Raw genomic sequence first — 16667 nt, 5'->3', positions numbered from 1 at the left:
TTGCAGCCGGGCCACACTGCTGATCCACCTGCCCCGATGCCCAGGGTGGGGCGAACAGCCCCACGTGAAGAACGGTCCGGCACTGGGTGGCTACGGCGCCACCACGATGAACACCGCGTTGACCGCGACGATCGCAGAGCTACCCGAGCAACTGCGCAAGACCATCACCTGGGACCGCGGCAAGGAAATGTCGGCCCACGCGCAGTTCACGATGGACACCGGCACCCGCGTGTACTTCGCCGACCCCCACTCACCCTGGCAACGAGGCACGAACGAGAACACCAACGGCCTGCTGCGCCAGTACTTCCCCAAAAGCACCGACCTATCCCGCTGGAGCGCCGAGGACCTCCAAGCCGTCGCCTACACCCTGAACAACCGCCCCCGCAAAGCGCTCGGCTGGAGAACTCCCGCGGAAGTCTTCGAGGAAAACCTACGATCGCTCCAACAGCCGAGTGTTGCAGCGACCGGTTGAACCCAGTCAATTCCGAGCGCGCAAGTACGTGCACGCGTTGAACCGGCACGGCTTGGTCGGGTCGATGGGACGCGTCGGGGCTGCCGGTGACAACGCCGCGATGGAATCCTTCTTCGCCTTACTCCAGAAGAACGTCCTGGACCGGCAGAGGTGGTCCACACGTGAGGACCTGAGGATCGCAATCGTGACATGGATCGAAAGGACCTACCACCGACGCCGTCGGCAAGCCCGCCTGGGGCGACTCACCCCTATCGAGTTCGAGACGATCAGAACCTCACAGGCCGCTGCCGCGGCCTGACATCACCGATGTCCCGTCGCGTGCAGCAGTCCCGGCCGTCCACTCACGGTGGCGCACGGCCCGCCTGCCCGGATCTGGCCGGTGACCTTCGTAGAGTTCACGGCGAGAGGTTCGGAAGACGTTCGTGGAGTTGGAGATTCAGCGTGGATGACTCAGTCGTGCCAGTGGTGGTCGCAGTCGTGGTGATCGTGACCATCGTCGCTGTGCTCGTCGCCGTTGCCATGCGTCGACGTAAGCGCCGTGCACAGCTGAGCCCCGCCGAACTGCAGCGGCACGAGGAGTGCCGAGCCGCGGACAAGGCGGTCAAGGCGGCGCGGAAGCAGCACGAGCAGGCGGTGCGAGCCGCACAGAGGGTTCTCAAGGACGCGCAGAATCCCGCGAAGTTGGCTGCGGCCGGTCGGGGGAACTACGTCACGCCGGTCGAGGTGTGCCTCAACGGCAACTCCCGCTCCCTCACCCCCGACGTCACCGCCGCCCTCGATCAGACCGGCGACATCACCGCCTACGTGACGAACAGGAGCACCCTGACGCGCATCGTGGCAGGAGGTGCAGTCGCCGGAGTCGGCGGCGCGCTCGTCGGCGGGTTGGCCAAGAAGAACACGCACCGCCAGATCGACAACCGCGAGCTCTACCTCATGGTGCTGGCCGAGGGGTGGCAGGAGGTCGTCAAGCTCGACCCCACTCAGGGGGAGAAGGCTCGAGCGCTCATGCAGTCGATCAACGTCGCGGCGCCGAACTCGCCGACGGCGCACGCCCAGCAGGCGGAGGCGATCGCCGCTGCGGAGACGGCGCTGGAGCAGGTGAAGGCGGACACGGCAGCGGTGGATGCGGCCCTCGCCGCGCGCGAAGCTCTCGGCGAGGACCCGATGGACCGGTTCAAGAAGAACCGCAGCACCCCTGGACAGGGCGGTGCGCCGGGCATGGTCGTCCTCGGAACCGACGAACGCGCCGGTGACACGCCGCAGGACGTCATCACGCGACAGGATCCGGCCGGCAGCGACAACGCCTGAGCGTCTTTCGACGCCCTCGGAACGGTCACCGCGTGCGCGGGGCGGTCGATGATTCACATCAAGGGGTGTGGCCGCACGGGCCCGGCCCCGCCACGTGAGGGAAGAGGGATCCGGATGCGCACCCGTACCGGTACAGGCCCGGCCGTCGCGATGACGACCGTGGCAGTGATGGCAGCAGCCGGCGTCACGACGACCCCGGTCGCCCGAGCGGAGGAGAGTCCGACGGAGGAACGCCTCGTCGCTCGCGCCGACGTCGACGGTGACGGTCGTCGGGACAGCGTGATCCAGACGACGAGCTGGCCCGTGGACGGCACTCGAGCCCACACCACCCTCACGGTCAAGGGATCGGCCGGCCGGACCTCCTCGGTGCGGCTCGGCCTCGAGGTGCACCCCGAGTTCGACACCCCCTGGGTCGGCGTCGGAATCGTGGACGGCAAACCCGGTGCCGACATCGCCATCGACATCACCGACGACGAGGTCGAGCGGTTCCGGGTCTTCACGTGGCGGTCGGGCCGCCTCGTCTCCCTCTCACCGCCGGAGTCGCAACGCGGCCACCGCACCGCTGTCTGGCGCGCGATGGACGGGGAGCAGCCCGGGGGATACCGCTTCTTCACCGTCCGTGGGGTCCGGCACGTCGAACGACTCGTCGGCTCCGATGTCCGCGACCACCCCCGGCGGGAGTTCCGCGCCGTCCTCACGACCTACAGGTGGTCGAAGAACACCTGGGTGCCCGTGAAGACGCGCCGCACCACCATGCCTGCCACCGAGAAGGCCATCCGCCCCTGGGCACCCTTCACCGGTACCGGGATGCGGCTGCCGTGGTGATCCGCACCCGCATCGGCGCGCTCCTCCAGTAGAGGGGGCGACCGAGCGGTCGAGTCACCGCCGACTGACGGGCGTCGGTCAGGACTCACTGCCCGAGGAGCCTCCAGTTGGGTCGCGACGCCCGGACCGCTGCGGCGCTTCGGGGGCGAGAGCCGGTGAGCTGCGTCGCCCCTGTGGTGCCGAGGGCGCCATCGCTCGTCGCCGTGACACCCCAGACGATCCGCTGCCCCTCCCGCCGGAACTCGCCATTGCGGATGTGCTGGTCGAGGACGACGGTGATGCCTTCCTTGATGAGGCGGCCCATGCGCCCGTAGCCGAAGAGTTCGGTGACGCCGCGGACGAGTTCGGTCTCGGTGCAGCCGGGGCCGGCCTGGGAGAGGGTGAGGCGGAGGGCGTTGGCGATCTCCTCGGGGGCGATCTCGTGGATCTTGCGGTGGGCGCGCACGCTGGAGCGGACGCCGCGGTACGTCGCCGGGTCGACGCCTGCGGGCCAGACGAATTCGTCGTCGCCGGCGCGGGTGCGGGGGAGGTCCGCCGGGATCGCCCCCATGATCGCGTCACGCTTGTCACGCCCCAGCACCCGCGTGCGGAACCGCCGCCCGATCACCGACGACGCCCGCGACGCGAGCACCGGGCCCTCCGTCGCGACGACGTCGCGCCACTCGGCCGCCACCTGCACCGTCTGCGCCTTGCCCGGCAACCCGTCGATCACGTCGGCACGGCCGATCGCGTCGTCGTGCGCCTGCCGGAAGTCTCGCAGCACGAGACCCGCGACCCCGACCGACTCCACCGCCCGCCGCGACGCCGCCGCCTGCGCCTCTACCGACGTCGCCGTCGCCGTCGCCGCCGCTGCCGTCGTCACCGCTGCCGTCGTCACCGCCGTCTCGCGCGGCGTCGACGTCCTCCGCGTCGGGACCTCCCGCCCCGCGCCGCCGAGGGACGTGCGAGCGGCAGACGCGTCCGACTCCGGCGACTCGGGCGCTCCAGCCGTCGCCGCAGCAGGGGGGGCGGGGGCGACCACACCGCCGCGCATCGCCGCTTCGACGGCGGACACGGTCTCCGGCACGCCGGCGACCTGCCCGGTGAGGGCGAGGATCCGGCCGAGCACGACCTCCGGGTCGCGCCGCATCTCCTCCCGGTACACCTGATGCACCGCGGCCCAGCCGAGGTAGGTGCCGAGAACGGTGTCGGGGATGCCGTCACGATCGGCGACGGTGAGACGCCGGATCCACTCGTCCGTGTCGAGGAGCACCGCGATCCACGGCCCGCCCGCACGCCGCACGGCAAGGTCGACCTTGAACTGCGACATCCCGACGTCCTCGAGCACCTCGAGACCCCGCGTCCGCAGCCGCGCCGCGAGCATCGTCCGCGCCGGATCGGGGATCGACGCGCTCGTCGCCGCATCCGCCTGACCGTGCCGCGCCGCGAGGAGGTAGTCCCGCAGATGCGCGGGCCCCTGCGACACCGCACTCGACCGCCGGTCGATGTCGGTCGGCTCGAACGACGCGAACACGACGTTCCGCACCCGCGCCCGCGTGATCGCGACGTTGAGGCGCCGCTCGCCACCCCGCCGCGACAGCAGGCCGAAGTTCGCCGGGAGCTTGCCCGACGCGTCGACGGAGTACGTCGCGGAGAAGAGGATGTGATCGCGCTCGTCACCCTGGATGTGCTCGAGCGCCTTGACGATGAGCGGCTCCGACTCCCGCACGAGCGCGTCCTTGACGACCTGCGGCGCCGCGGCGGCCTCGAGCCGGTCGAGGATGACGTCGCGCTGCGCGGTGTTGAACGTGACGACCCCGACCGACGCCTGCGGGTCCTCGGTGAGGAGCCGCACGACCTCGGCGACGACCTCCTGCGCCTCGGTGAGGTTGATTTTCTCCTTGCGTCCCCGGCCCATCTCGTAACGGCCGTCGCACCGCCGGAACTCCACGCCCGCGCCGCCGTTGCCGCCCGGCGGCATGGGGAAGCTCGCGAGCGTCCCGTCGTAGTAGTGCGCGTTGGAGAATGCGACGAGCCCCTCCGAACGGCTCCGGTAGTGCCACGACAACCGCACCACCGGCATCCCGATGCGCACGGCCTCGAGCAGGATCGACTCCTGCTGGTCGTCCTCGCCGTCGGGCACCAGCGGGTCGGACGGCGGCATCTGCTGCGGATCGCCGACCACCACCGTCGCGCTCCCACGCCCCATCGCCCCGATCACCGCCTCCACGCGGATCTGCGACGCCTCGTCGAACACGACGAGATCGAACAGGTCGGCCCGGGCGGGCAGGTACCGCGCGACGGCGGCCGGCCCGGCGAGGACGCACGGCGTCACGTCGAGGATCGCCTCCGCGTGCGTCTCGAACAGCTCCCGCACCGTGCTCGTCCGCGCCACCCGCAACTCCCGCGCGAGGACCGCCGCGTCGCCGTACCCGTGCCGGGGCGCGACGTCGGCGCTGCGCAGCCACTCCCGGAGCGCCGCCCGCCGCTGCTCCGCGGCCTCCCGGTACGCCTCGACCTGCCGGGCTCGCGCCTCCCCGTCGACCTGCGGCAGCTCACCCGCGCGCATCGCCGCGGGCAGCGCCTCGAGCTCGTCGACGAGGGACCGATGACGACGACGCGCGCTCTCGAGCGCGGCACGCCCCGCACCCGACCGCCGGTGCGACGACGCGACGAGATGCTCACGCACGGCGCGGATCGTCAGGTCCTTCGCCCGCAGGTCGAGCGACCGGTGCGCGAGCCCCACCGCGTCGAGCCGCCGCTGCACGACTTCGAGCGCCGCATCCTTCTCCGCGACGAACAACACGCGCCGTCCCGCGGCGACGGCGTCCGCCATGAGGTTCGCGATCGTCTGCGACTTGCCCGTGCCGGGCGGCCCCTGGACGACGAACGACCGCCCCTCCCGCGCCCACCGCACCGCACGCATCTGCGTCCCGTCGGCCGGCAGCGGCAACGAGAGCTCGTCCTCGACGGAGGCGTCGACGACCGGCTCCGGCACGGGATCGACGAACTCCGTACGACCCTCGGCGAGGTGCCTCACGACCGGATTCGCCGTGAACACGTCCGCGTGCTCGTGGAGATCACGCCACATCGTCAACGTCGAGAAGTGCAGCAACGCGAGCCGCATGTCGGCGACGACCTCGTACGGGAACCGCCGCCCCGCCAATGCCTCCCGCAGCTCGGCGAAGATGCGCGGCACGTCCAGACCCGCATGATCCGTCGGCGGCGACGTGAGCACGGTGGGGGAGAAACCGTCCTCACGCCGCAGGAACTCGACGAGACACTCGTTGAGACGCGGCTCGGCACCCGGCTCCATGTGCAGCGTCCACGGCCCCAGCCGCGGCCCCTCGACGACGACGGGCACGAGGAACAACGGCGCCGTGCGGTCGTCCATCCGCAGGGCACCGACAGTGAGGTAGAGCGGACTCGCACCCGTCTCCTCCGCGACGACCGTCGCGCGACGCCGCATGTCCTGCAACGTCCTCCGCGAGGAGCGCACGTCGAGGCCGAGGAACACCGACGCCTCGTCGTCGAGCATCGCGTCGAGGAACGACCCCGGCAGATCACCCGGCCCGCTCACCGACGGCAGGGAAAGACCGGCCCAGCCGTCCTCCACCCCGTCGAGGTCGTCCCACCCGTGGACGACGAGCTCGAGACCGTCGGCGAGCACGTCCTCGACCCGCGCGATCGCGTCCTCGTCGACGAGCAACGGCACACCGCGGTCGCCGAGGGAGATCAGCGGGTTGTGGCGGGTGAGGTCGAGCAGGTCGCCGAGCCAGCGCGCGACGACGGACGGACCCGTCGCCGACTCCGCCCCGTCGTCCCCGGCCGGCGCGACGGCGATCTCCCGGACCTCCGGTGGCACTGCGACATCCGCCGCGGTGAAGAGCCCCGTCGCGACCTCCGCGCACGCGACGACGTCGGCCGCCTCGGGGGCGGGCCCGAACGCGCGGGCGAACCGCTGCCGCGCGAGACCGACGTGGGGCGACGTCGCGAACGCCGGGAACCGACTCGGGTTCTCCGCGACGACGCGCAGGAGGAAGAGGAGATCGTCGAGCGCGGCATCCCCCGGCGGCAGCTCGGCCCCACGACGGCGATACGCCTCCGGCCACCCACCCCACTCGGGGCAGGACGCCGACATCATCGGGCGCAGCAGACGCGTCAGCGACGCGGCCACCACCCCGACCAGAGCATGTGCCTCGGCCGTCACGTCGCCTCCTCCTCGTTCCCCCTACCGGTCGGCCGGTGCCCCCACCCGGGCAAGGAAATCGGTCGTCCGGACTTGGGTGCGCCGCCCCCGCGTCGATCGGAGACGAGGACGACGATGGACGACCACCGAGGCGAACGGGGCACGGGATGACGGACGTGGATCGGCGGGCCGTCGCGGCCGAGTTCGGCGCCCTCGCCGCCGACCTCGCCTCCCTCACCGCGACACTCACGACGACTCTCACGGACATGGAGGCCCGGCTCGCCCGTCTCGAACGTCTCTTCGCCGCAGACGAGGCTCACGAGGTGGGGGAGCGGGCCGGGTCCGACGCTCAGGTAGACGTCGTGAGTTCTGAGAGCGCCGCCGTCGAGGAGCGGCTGTCCTCGCCTCCGGAGGGGGTCGTGCAGTCCACGGGGGGACGGCCAGCTGTCGAGGAGCCCCCCGTCGAGGAGCCCCCCGTCGAGGAACCGGCGGTCGAGGACGTCGACCCGGGTGCGGATGTCGCTCCGGGTGCCGACCGGCGAGTCGTACTCGAGCCGTCGCCCGCGGTGGACGAGCCCGCAGGGAAGGGCCCCTCCGTCGAATCGCCCCCGGCCCCCGCACCGCAGATCTCCGAGCCTGAGGTGGAGGTCGACGAATCCAGATCGCCCGGACGTACGGCCGGGCCTGCAGAGACACCACCTCCCGGCAGCGCTCCCGTCGCTGCGTTCCGCGCGATCGCGAGCCTCCCGGACCTGCCGGAGATCCGTATGCCCGACCTCTACCCGTGGCAGCTCGACGCGCTGGAGGCGTGGCACCACGACGGCAAGGTCGGCGTCGTCGAGGCCGTGACCGGCGCGGGCAAGACGCGGGTCGGGCTCGCGGCGATGGCGAACGCCCTCATCGACGGACGCCGCGTCGTCGTCATCGCCCCCACGCAAGGTCTCGTCACCCAATGGGCCGCTCAGGTCGTCGAGCACTTCCCCGGGGTGCGGCTCTCGACCGACGCCTCCCGCTCACCCGGATGGCACGTCCTCATCGACACCGTCCACACCGTCGCCGGACACGACCCGCTGTGGCCCGACGAGGCCGCGCTCCTCGTCGCCGACGAGGCCCACCGCTACGGTGCCCCGACCTTCGCCCAGGCCCTCCGCCCGAGCTTCACCCAGCGCCTCGGCCTCTCCGCGACGTTCGAACGCGGCGACGAGGGTGACGACATCCTCCGCCCCTTCTTCCGCGACGTGTGCTTCCGCCTCGGCTACGAGCGCGCCCTCGCGGACGGCCTCATCGCGCGGTTCCGCGTCGCCCAGGTCGGCGTCCCGCTCTCGCCCCCGGAGCGAGCGGAGTACGACGCCGCGTCCGCAGGCATCCGCCGGGCCTGGTACGTCATCGCCGCCGACCTCGGCCGCCCCACGGCGGGACTCGCCGAGATCGTCGCCCACGCCTCCCACCTCGCCGCGCGGAACGACCGCCGTCTCGCAGGACCGGCGCGGACCCTCCTCGCGGCCTTCTCGAAGCGCAGCGACGTCCTCGCCCGCGCGGCGGCCAAGGTCACGGCGCTCGAACTCCTCGCGCCCGCGGTGTCGACCTCCGGCGGCACGATCGTGTTCACCGGCGCCACCGCGTCGGCCCTGCAAGCCGCGGAGACCCTCGAACGCGCCGGGTGCGTGAGCGCCGCGGTCCACGGCGAAATGGACCAGGGCGAACGCGAGGAACGTCTGGAACTCCTGCGCACCGGGCAGACCCGCAGCATCAGCGCGCCACGTCTCCTCGACGAAGGCGTCGACGTACCCGACGCCGACCTCGGCATCATCCTCGCCGCGAGCAAGAGCAGGCGGCAGATGATCCAGCGCCTCGGCCGCGTCGTCCGTCGCAAGCCCGACGGCCGCAGTGCCCGCCTCGTCGTCCTCTACGCGCTCGGCACGTCGGAGGACCCCGGCGTCGAGACGGTCCCGGCGCACCTCCAGGAGATCGTCACCCACGCCGACGCCGCCGCGACGTTCGCCCTGCCCCGCCAGTCCCAGGAGGCGCTCGCGTTCCTGCGGGGCTGAGCCCGCACACGCCGACGACCCCACCGCAGCGGTTCATGACCGAAGCGCGGACGACGTGCCCGGGAGGTCTCAGTCGTCCGGTCGGGCGCGACCCCGACCCCGCTTGATCTCGCCGCGCCGCTTCTTGCCCGCGAGGCGGCGTTCCTTCGACCCGCGGGTGGGTTTGGTCTTGCGGCGTGCGGGCGGGGGAGGGGCGACGGCCTCGCGGATCAGCTGGGCGAGGCGCTCGCGGGCGATGCGGCGGTTGGCGAGCTGGCTGCGACGCTCGGATGCGACGACGGTGATCCGCCCGTCGACGAGGCGACCCGCGAGGCGTGCGAGGGCACGCTCGCGGAGGGTCGGCGGAAGCGACGGCGATCCGGCGACGTCGAACGTGAGCTCCACGCGGGAATCGGCCGTGTTGACGCCCTGCCCACCCGGCCCCGACGCGTGCGAGAACCGCTCCGTCAGCTCGGCCGGCGGGATCCGCACCCGGTTCGTCACCACGAGTTCCTCGTCCACGCCCCCATCCTTCCAGGCGCGCCGACACCGCCGCCCACGTCGCTCTGGCGTCAGGCCCTGAAGCGGACCCGGACGCCCGCGCGCGCCGGTTCGTCCCCGCGACCTGAAGACCGGCCGTCTCGACCGCACCCGGTGGCGCGGCCGACGAGCCCGATTCGCCGGTCCGCGTCGCTACGCTGCCGGTATGGCCACCGATTTCGACGCCGAAGCCACCGGCTGGGACACCCCCGAGAAGGTCGACCGCGCCCGCGTGCTCGCGGCCGAGATCGTCCGGCGCGTGCCCGTGCGGCAGGAGTGGACGGCGCTCGACGTCGGCGCCGGCACCGGCCTGCTCGGCCGCGAACTCGGGCACCACGTGCGGCGGGTCGTCCTCACCGACACCTCCGCCGGGATGCTCGACGCCGCCCGCGCCGCCACGGCCGACGACCCCGGACGGTACGTGACCCGTCGGATCGACCTCACCCGCGACCCCCTCGGCGAACGCGTCGACCTCGTCGTCAGCGCGATGGCGCTGCACCACATCCCCGACACGGGCGCGATCCTCGCCGCGATCCGCGACGCCCTGAACCCCGGCGGGTGGGTCGCGCTCGCCGACCTCGACGCCGACCCGAAGAACCACTTCCACTCCGACGACCACGACGGCCACCGTGGCATCGACCGCGACGACCTAGGCCGCCGCCTGCGCGACCTCGGGTTCGAGGACGTCACCGCCGAGACCGGCACCCGCATCCGCAAGACCAAGCACGACGTCGAGCGGGAGTTCACCGTCTTCCTCGTCACCGGCCACCTGCCCGGCGACGCCGCACCCCGCGGCTGAGCAGCCTCGCCGCGTCGGCGCTCCCTCTGCTCGGTGGGCGCCTCACTTCGCCACGCGGACGACGCCGTGGGCGCCGATCTCGGCGTCGCTCATCACGTGCGAGACGACGGGGTAGTGCCCGGCCTCGGGGAACGTGAGCTCGACGAACCCGCCCTGCGCGGGCTGCAGCGCGAGCGCCTGCGCGCCGCCGCCGGTGTGCCCGAACGCGTCCTTGCCGCGCACGAGGTGGTAGCCGCCCTCGGCGTACACGGTGTCGAACTGGCCGCCGACGACGTGGAGACTGCTCGGAGAGTTCGGGCCGGTGTCGACGGCCCAGATGCGCACGCGCTCACCGACCTTCGCGGTCAGCGGGAACCGGTCGTACTGGTTCGCGATGCCGTTGAACGTGACGAAGTCGGGGCGGCGCGCGGCGATCTTGGCCGCGTCGATCGGCTGCGCATCCTCGGGGCGCGCGGCGGCCTTCCCGTCGGCGCCCGCAGCGACGTACGCCTCGGACTGCACGAGGACGTAGCTGCGGTCGACGGCCGGCAGGTCGTCCGGCTCGATGACGACGGCGCCCGCCATGCCCGCGGCGATGTGATGGCTCATCGGGTGCGTCGAGCAGTGGTACATCCACGCCCCCGCGCGACCGGCGGTGAACCGGTACACGAGCGACTCGCCCGGCGGGATCGTCCGCATCGGTCGATCGGGGGCCAGCGCGCCGGCGTGGAAGTCGATCGAGTGGCCCATCGCGCCCTCGTTGACGAGCGTGATCTCGAAGACGTCGCCGACCCGCCCGTGCAGTGTGGGGCCGACGTGTCCGTCGCCGAACGTCCACCGCGTCTGCCACACCCCGGGCGCGACCTCGAGGGGGATCTCCGTGGCGCGCAGCGTGATCCGGTGCACCGTCGGCGTGCCGGTGCGCGGCGGCAGGGGCGCGAGGGCGGGGTCGACGTGCGTCGTCAGCCCGGCGTCGGGCACCGCGGTGACGGGCGCCGACGAGGTGGTGCCCGTGCCGCCGTGCATGCCCGTCGTGTCGTGCCCCGCGTGGTCCTGTGCGCCGCCCGCGGACGTGTCGGCCGTGTCGGCCGGGGGAGCGCCGTCGACGACGACGTCGAACGTCATGCCCATCTGCCGGTGGCCGGCGATGCTGCACCAGCCCTGCGTCGAGCCGGCGATCACGCCCGCGTCGACCTCGGCCCTCCCGCCCGGCGCGAGGCGTCCCGAGGTCGCGTCGCCGAGGACGAGGTCGTGCACCTGTGCGGGGTCGTCGTTGACGAGGTCGACGACGAGCCGGTCCCCGGCCTGCACCGTCACCGTGGCGGGCGTGAACCGCATGTCCTTGGCGCTCACCGCCGCCCGCACCGTCCTGCCCGTCGGTGCGACGGCGGACTGCCCGGCCCGGGTGCTTCCGCTCGTCGACGCGAGGCCAGCCGCCGCGGGGTCGACACCGATGCCGAGGACGACAGCGACGCCGAGCGCCGACAACGCCGCGACGACCTGGCCGGCCGACCAGAGCCGGCCCTGCTCACGTGAGGGTTCGCCGTCGGGCACCGGCTCACCGTCGGCGACCGCCCGCCGCCCCTGCCGGTTGACGCGGACGGCGACGAACACGAGCGGCAGGAACCACATGAGCCCGACCAGGCCGAGCAGCGACGTCGTCACGCTCACCCAGCTGGGCACGGGCAGCAGCAGGAACAGCAGGCCCGCGTTGACGAGCACGAGCCGGACCGCGGCGTGGCGGTCGAACACGCGACCGGTCGCGCGGACGACGGCCGGCCCGCCGCCGAGCACCGTCGGCACCAGGTGCGCGAGCGCGCCGGTGAGGATCTGCACGCCGACCCCGACTGCCGCGACACCCGCGACGGGCGTGAGGCGTGCGACGACGTCGGTCCAGCCCGCGTCGCCGGACCGCATCGTCACGAGGATCCAGCCGAGCCAGGCCAGCACGACGAGCGCCCACGGCAGGGCCGCGGCGACGGACGCCGCCGCGAACGTGCGCGGCGGGCGGGTACGCAGCGGCACGAGCAGTGCCCGCCCCCACCACAGCACCCCGACGACGTAGGCGAGCAGCCCGACGAGCGCGACGAGCCGCACCCCGGCGAGCGCCCCGCCGACGAGGACGGCGACACCGAGCAGCAGCGTCGGCAGCGCCTCGCGGGCCAGGGCGTCGGCGCGGGGGTCGATGCGGGCGTGCAGCAGCGTGGGCCAGAACGTCACGAGCGTGCCGAGGATCGTCAGCCCCACCCAACCCAGCAGGTTCGCCGACGCGTGCGCGAGCAGGAACCGCCCGTGCGCGGGGTCGGGGATGCCCCCGGGCGTCGCGCCGAGCAGGCCACCGAGGATCGCGCCGACGGCCAGGCAGGCCGCAGCGGCGACGTAGTAGTGGACGCACACCCGGAACCGGCCGGGCAGCCCGCCGCGCAGCATCCGCCACAGCACCACCCCGTGCCAGACGACGGCGACCGCGACGAGGCCGGCGCCGATCGCGACGGCGAGGGCGAGCCCGGTGGGCACCCCGACGAGCACGAACGAGGACCCGGCGAGCAGCCCGACGATCCGCGCCGACTGCGCCTGTCGGTCGGCATCGGACGCGGGCACCTTGAGCAGCGCGTCCGTGAAGTACCGGCTCCACACGAGGATCGCGTGCGTGAGCGCGCCGAGCAGCACGAGGTGGATCATCAGCCACGTCGACTCCGGCACGAACCGGTGGACGAGTGCGACGGCGGCCGCCGCTGCCAGCCAGAACACCGACGGGTAGTCGCGCAGCGGCCAGTGGCGGCGGCGCGGGCCCGGCGTGGGTCGCGGCCCGCCGACGGGCAGGGATCCGGGGGAGTCAACGGACGCGGGCACGAGCGGTCACCACCAGGACGAACGACACGACGACGAAGAGCAGGACGGCGAGGACGGTGAGGGCCGACCCCCACCGGAAGAGCAGGTCACCACCGCCGGTCGCGACGGCGACGTCACCGGCGACGCGGACGGCGAGCCCGGCGTGCAGCAGGACGAGCGGCCCCCACGACACGGGACCGTACGGCAGTCGGGCGCCGACGACGGCGGGCAGGATCGTCGGGGCGTGCGCGACGACCATCGACATGCCGAACCCGAGGAACACCCCGTGGACGGCGACGTCGTACGCCGGGCCGACGGGCACGCCCCCGACGAGCCACACGAGACCCGCCACGGCGAGCCAGGCGTACCCGGCGAGCAGGGCCGCCGCGGCGAAGCGGCGCAGCCCCTCGGTGCGGACGAACCGCCGCGCGACGTCGTCCCGCACGAGCCACGCGGCGAGGACGAGCAGCACCACGCCGAACACGCGCGTGCCGCCCGCGGGCCAGGCGACGGTGAGGAGGGCGGCGAGCGTCAGCGCCGACCCGAGCAGCAGAAGCCGCCGGGGCGCGCCCGCGCCCATCGTGAGGAACGCGAGTTCGGTGCGTTCGGCCGCGATCGTCAGCACGACGAACGTGACGAGCAGGCAGACGATCGCGGGGATCGGCGCCCACAGCCACAGCACCGCGGCGAGCAGGGCCGCGACCGCCCCGAGCCCTTCGACGGCGACGACCTCGGCGTGGGCCCGCCGCCACAGGGCGACGTAGACGGCGAGGAACACGGCGCATCCCTGTGCGAGCAGCAGCGCCCCGACGACGACGGGGGCGCCCGCGACGAGGGCGAGGCTGCCCGCGGCGAGCGTCGCCGGGGCGAGCAACGCCCACGAGGTGCCGAGCGCCTGGGCCCGTTCGAGCGCGATGACGGCGCCGAGGAACCCGAGCACCATGACCACGCCGTGCAACGACGCGAGCCGCGGCGACTCCACCGGGGCCCATACCCCGGCCCGCCCGAGCGCGGCGTCGAGCCCCGCGAGCAGGCTCGCCCCGCCGAGAGCGAGGAGAGCCAACCTCGCGCCTCGCCCCGACCGCCGCGGTCGTGGGCGCGCGGCGGTGGGTGGCGCCTCGAAGCTCCGAGGTGCCCGAGGGGCGCGCGCCTCTCGGCCCGCAGGCGTCGTCGCCGCCCCGTTCGTGCTCGGGGGCGGGGACGACGTGTGGGGCGACGTCACCTCGGTGTCGTCAGGGGTGGGTCTTGGTCAACGTCACCCGCACGCCGTCACCGGCGGCGAGGTCGGCCTCCCGGTCGACGTAGCCGATCTCGACGCCCTCGCCGAAGGTCTCCCGAACCTGGGCGAGAAGCGGGAGCGGGTCGTGGGGTGCGACGAGGATCATGCCGGCTCCGGGGCGAACCTGCGAGAGTGCCCCGAGGATCGCGCCGTGGCGGATCGCGCCGGGGATGACCCGGGCGTCCAGCGTGGGCAGCCCGGTGTCGTGGCACCCGCAGCCGTGGGTGCCGGGCTCGGTGAGGGGAAGGTCATGGGGCATGGCGTGTCTCCTGCGTCGTCGGACTCCGAATATTATAGGAAAAATCCGGTTTAAATAACCCCCGGGGTGCGCCCGATCAGTCGACCTCCACCTGACGTGGAGGAGGATCCACGGGGAGGGGGCACGTGTAGAACGTCACGCGCTTGGCCTGCGGGTTGCCGGCGCCCACGCGGCGGTACCGCGCGAAGAGTTCGGCGATGTCGGCCCGCAGTGAGGCGAGCTGCTCGTCGGTGACGAGGACGAGGTGGTCGTCGAGGCCGCACGCCTCCTGCCAGGCGAGCGGCCACTCCGGGGAGTCCGTGAGCCAGGCGTGCGCCTTCTCGGTGAAGTGCCCGATGTAGTCACGTGCCAGCCAGTCGAGTGCGGCGTCGTCGTCGTCGGTGTCACCGGTGTCGAAGCTCCGATCCTCCGTCGAGGCCTCCCAGACGCGGCGGCGCCCGGTGCCGCCCGCGTCGCGGACGAGGCCCGCCTCGGCGAGGCGCCTCAGGTGGTAGCTCGTCGCTCCGGAGTTCGTGTCGAGGGCGCGGGCGAGGTCCGTCGCCGTCGAGGGGCCCACCGTGCGGAGTTCGGCGAGGAGGCGGGTGCGCAGAGGGTGTGCAAGGACGCGCAGGGCGGACGCGTCCGAGGGGTAGGGCGTCGCGGTCATGCGTGCCTCCGCGTGCGGCAAACGGAGCGATTCATGCACAGAATCTTTGCATAAATCGTGTGCATGGGGGACGATTCATCGCGGGAGTGCATGGATCGCTGCAGGTCAGCGCCCTGGAATGCGAATTTGGGTGCGTTTCGGGGCCGCCGGTAGCATTGACCTTCGTTGTGCGCGTCCGATGTCGCGCCACTCCGCAGGGTGGCCGGGTCCTCGATCCGAGCCGCACCGCCGGGTCCGACATCATCACGCCACGGCGCCCCGACGGTGCCGAGGTGTACGCACGACCGTTCCATCATCGACCAAGCAAGGCTGATAACCGTGCGTACCTACACCCCCAAGCCGGGCGAGATCGAGCGTAAGTGGCACGTCATCGACGCCACCGACGTCGTTCTCGGCCGCCTCGCGTCGCAGGCTGCGCAGCTCCTGCGCGGCAAGCACAAGCCGACGTTCGCCCCCCACGTGGACACGGGCGACTACGTCATCATCATCAACGCCGACAAGGTCGCCCTCACGGGAGCCAAGCTCGAGAAGAAGAAGGCGTACCACCACTCCGGTTACCCGGGTGGTCTGCGCGCGACCTCCTACACCGAGCTCATGGCCAAGAACCCGACGCGCGCCGTCGAGAAGGCCATCCGCGGCATGCTGCCGAAGAACTCGCTGGCTCGTCAGCAGCTCAGCAAGCTCAAGGTCTACGCCGGCGACACCCACCCGCACCAGGCGCAGCAGCCTGAGCCCTTCGAGATCTCGCAGGTCGCCCAGTAATCACTGGGTGATACGCCACGAGGAGAACCGTGACTGACAACACTCCGGACATGGAGCTCGAGAACGACGAGCCCACGCTGTCCACCTACACCTCCGAGTCGAGCGCTGCGCCGACCGACGAGGCCGTTCGCCGCCCCTCCGCCTCTGCGCCGGGTGCCGCGACGGGTCGTCGTAAGCAGGCCATCGCCCGCGTCCGCATCGTCCCGGGTACGGGCGTGTGGAAGATCAACGGCCGCACCCTCGAGGACTACTTCCCGAACAAGGTGCACCAGCAGATCGTGAGCGAGCCCCTCAAGGTGCTCGAGCTCGACGGCGCCTACGACGTGCTCGTGCGCGTCGGTGGCGGCGGCCCCTCCGGTCAGGCCGGTGCCGTTCGCCTCGGCGTGGCCCGCAGCCTCAACGAGGTCGACGCCGAGCTCAACCGCCCGACCCTCAAGAAGGCCGGCTTCCTCACCCGTGACGCCCGCGTCCCGGAGCGCAAGAAGGCCGGTCTCAAGAAGGCCCGCAAGGCGCCTCAGTACTCCAAGCGCTGATCGGCGTCGTGCGCCTCGCGCACGGCTCCCGGGCTCGCCGCCCGCAGCGTGTCGATGCCGCCGCATCCTTCTCGGATGCGGCGGCATCGCCGTGTCCGGGCGGCGTATCCGCCAGGGGTACAGGGGGACCCGTCGATGCCGGGTGTGCGTGACGAGTCTTGGAGGGGGCGACCGTGGGCCGTCGCTCCCGCCGTTACGATGGATCAACTCACCCCACCGGCGTGAGCGGGCTCCCGCG

13 protein-coding genes and 1 pseudogene are annotated in these 16667 nt (G+C 72.6%); 8 read left to right on the top strand and 6 right to left on the bottom strand.

Annotation, left to right across the window (positions count from 1 at the left end; genetic code table 11):
* From MOPEL_RS07025 to MOPEL_RS07010, 4 genes and pseudogenes are all read left to right on the top strand, one after another.
* Positions 1-472: IS30 family transposase (locus tag MOPEL_RS07025; protein WP_009482184.1), on the top strand; the 472-nt coding region annotated here is incomplete at its 5' end.
* Positions 473-476: 4 nt separating this feature from the next.
* Positions 477-770, top strand: a pseudogene (locus MOPEL_RS07020) (integrase core domain-containing protein); the annotation flags it as partial.
* Between the two features lie 188 nt (positions 771-958).
* Positions 959-1780, top strand: a complete 822-nt coding sequence (locus MOPEL_RS17635; RefSeq protein WP_169316292.1) for a hypothetical protein — start codon at positions 959-961, stop codon at positions 1778-1780.
* A gap of 168 nt (positions 1781-1948) precedes the next feature.
* Positions 1949-2605, top strand: a complete 657-nt coding sequence (locus MOPEL_RS07010) for a hypothetical protein (protein ID WP_040633380.1) — start codon at positions 1949-1951, stop codon at positions 2603-2605.
* Between the two features lie 85 nt (positions 2606-2690).
* On the opposite strand, the gene MOPEL_RS07005 is transcribed toward MOPEL_RS07010, so the two are convergent.
* Complete coding sequence (locus tag MOPEL_RS07005) at positions 2691-6794, bottom strand: AAA domain-containing protein (RefSeq protein WP_009482180.1); 4104 nt, start codon at positions 6792-6794, stop codon at positions 2691-2693.
* Between the two features lie 146 nt (positions 6795-6940).
* Between MOPEL_RS07005 and MOPEL_RS15875 the strand changes: the two genes are divergently transcribed.
* Complete coding sequence (locus MOPEL_RS15875; RefSeq protein WP_009482179.1) at positions 6941-8821, top strand: DEAD/DEAH box helicase; 1881 nt, start codon at positions 6941-6943, stop codon at positions 8819-8821.
* Between the two features lie 69 nt (positions 8822-8890).
* On the opposite strand, the gene arfB is transcribed toward MOPEL_RS15875, so the two are convergent.
* Positions 8891-9322, bottom strand: a complete 432-nt coding sequence (gene arfB / locus MOPEL_RS06995; RefSeq protein ID WP_009482178.1) for an alternative ribosome rescue aminoacyl-tRNA hydrolase ArfB — start codon at positions 9320-9322, stop codon at positions 8891-8893.
* Positions 9323-9506: 184 nt separating this feature from the next.
* Between arfB and MOPEL_RS18115 the strand changes: the two genes are divergently transcribed.
* A complete protein-coding gene (locus MOPEL_RS18115; protein ID WP_009482177.1) occupies positions 9507-10139 on the top strand; it encodes a class I SAM-dependent methyltransferase in 633 nt (210 codons plus the stop codon).
* Positions 10140-10181: 42 nt separating this feature from the next.
* On the opposite strand, the gene MOPEL_RS06985 is transcribed toward MOPEL_RS18115, so the two are convergent.
* The 4 genes from MOPEL_RS06985 to MOPEL_RS06970 form a co-directional block, all read right to left on the bottom strand.
* Positions 10182-12971: a multicopper oxidase domain-containing protein gene (locus MOPEL_RS06985; protein ID WP_009482176.1), complete on the bottom strand. Its 2790-nt coding sequence runs from the start codon at positions 12969-12971 to the stop codon at positions 10182-10184.
* On the bottom strand, positions 12955-14013 hold the full coding sequence (locus MOPEL_RS06980) for a DUF8744 domain-containing protein (RefSeq protein ID WP_009482175.1): 1059 nt from the start codon (positions 14011-14013) through the stop codon (positions 12955-12957). Before MOPEL_RS06980 ends, MOPEL_RS06985 begins: the two co-directional genes overlap by 17 nt.
* Positions 14014-14182: 169 nt before the next feature.
* A complete protein-coding gene (locus tag MOPEL_RS06975) occupies positions 14183-14488 on the bottom strand; it encodes a DUF2249 domain-containing protein (RefSeq protein ID WP_009482174.1) in 306 nt (101 codons plus the stop codon).
* Positions 14489-14564: 76 nt separating this feature from the next.
* Positions 14565-15134, bottom strand: coding sequence for an ArsR/SmtB family transcription factor (locus MOPEL_RS06970; protein WP_009482173.1), 570 nt, complete (start codon positions 15132-15134; stop codon positions 14565-14567).
* A 318-nt stretch (positions 15135-15452) separates the two neighbouring features.
* Here MOPEL_RS06970 and rplM point away from each other — a divergent pair, with 318 nt between their 5' ends.
* Positions 15453-15896 (top strand): 50S ribosomal protein L13, encoded by a 444-nt coding sequence (rplM, locus tag MOPEL_RS06965; RefSeq protein WP_009482171.1) that lies wholly within the window; start codon positions 15453-15455, stop codon positions 15894-15896.
* A 50-nt stretch (positions 15897-15946) separates the two neighbouring features.
* Positions 15947-16429 carry a 30S ribosomal protein S9 gene (rpsI, locus tag MOPEL_RS06960; RefSeq protein ID WP_141631231.1) on the top strand — a complete coding sequence of 161 codons (483 nt, stop codon included), beginning with the start codon at positions 15947-15949 and terminating at the stop codon, positions 16427-16429.
* Positions 16430-16667 lie beyond the last annotated feature (238 nt).

Source organism: Mobilicoccus pelagius NBRC 104925 (assembly GCF_000247995.1).
In the GTDB taxonomy this organism is placed as follows: domain Bacteria; phylum Actinomycetota; class Actinomycetes; order Actinomycetales; family Dermatophilaceae; genus Mobilicoccus; species Mobilicoccus pelagius.
The sequence above is the reverse complement of the archived record's forward strand: the minus strand, read 5'-3'. Positions and strand labels throughout refer to the sequence as shown.

Bases quoted from the DNA above. Each gene is read 5' to 3' on its own strand.
- MOPEL_RS07010 (WP_040633380.1), top strand. From the start codon at position 1,949: ATGGCAGCAGCCGGCGTCACGACGACCCCGGTCGCCCGAGCGGAGGAG.
- MOPEL_RS15875 (WP_009482179.1), top strand. From the start codon at position 6,941: ATGACGGACGTGGATCGGCGGGCCGTCGCGGCCGAGTTCGGCGCCCTC.
- MOPEL_RS18115 (WP_009482177.1), top strand. From the start codon at position 9,507: ATGGCCACCGATTTCGACGCCGAAGCCACCGGCTGGGACACCCCCGAG.
- MOPEL_RS06975 (WP_009482174.1), bottom strand. From the start codon at position 14,488: ATGCCCCATGACCTTCCCCTCACCGAGCCCGGCACCCACGGCTGCGGG.
- MOPEL_RS06970 (WP_009482173.1), bottom strand. From the start codon at position 15,134: ATGACCGCGACGCCCTACCCCTCGGACGCGTCCGCCCTGCGCGTCCTT.
- rpsI (WP_141631231.1), top strand. From the start codon at position 15,947: ATGGAGCTCGAGAACGACGAGCCCACGCTGTCCACCTACACCTCCGAG.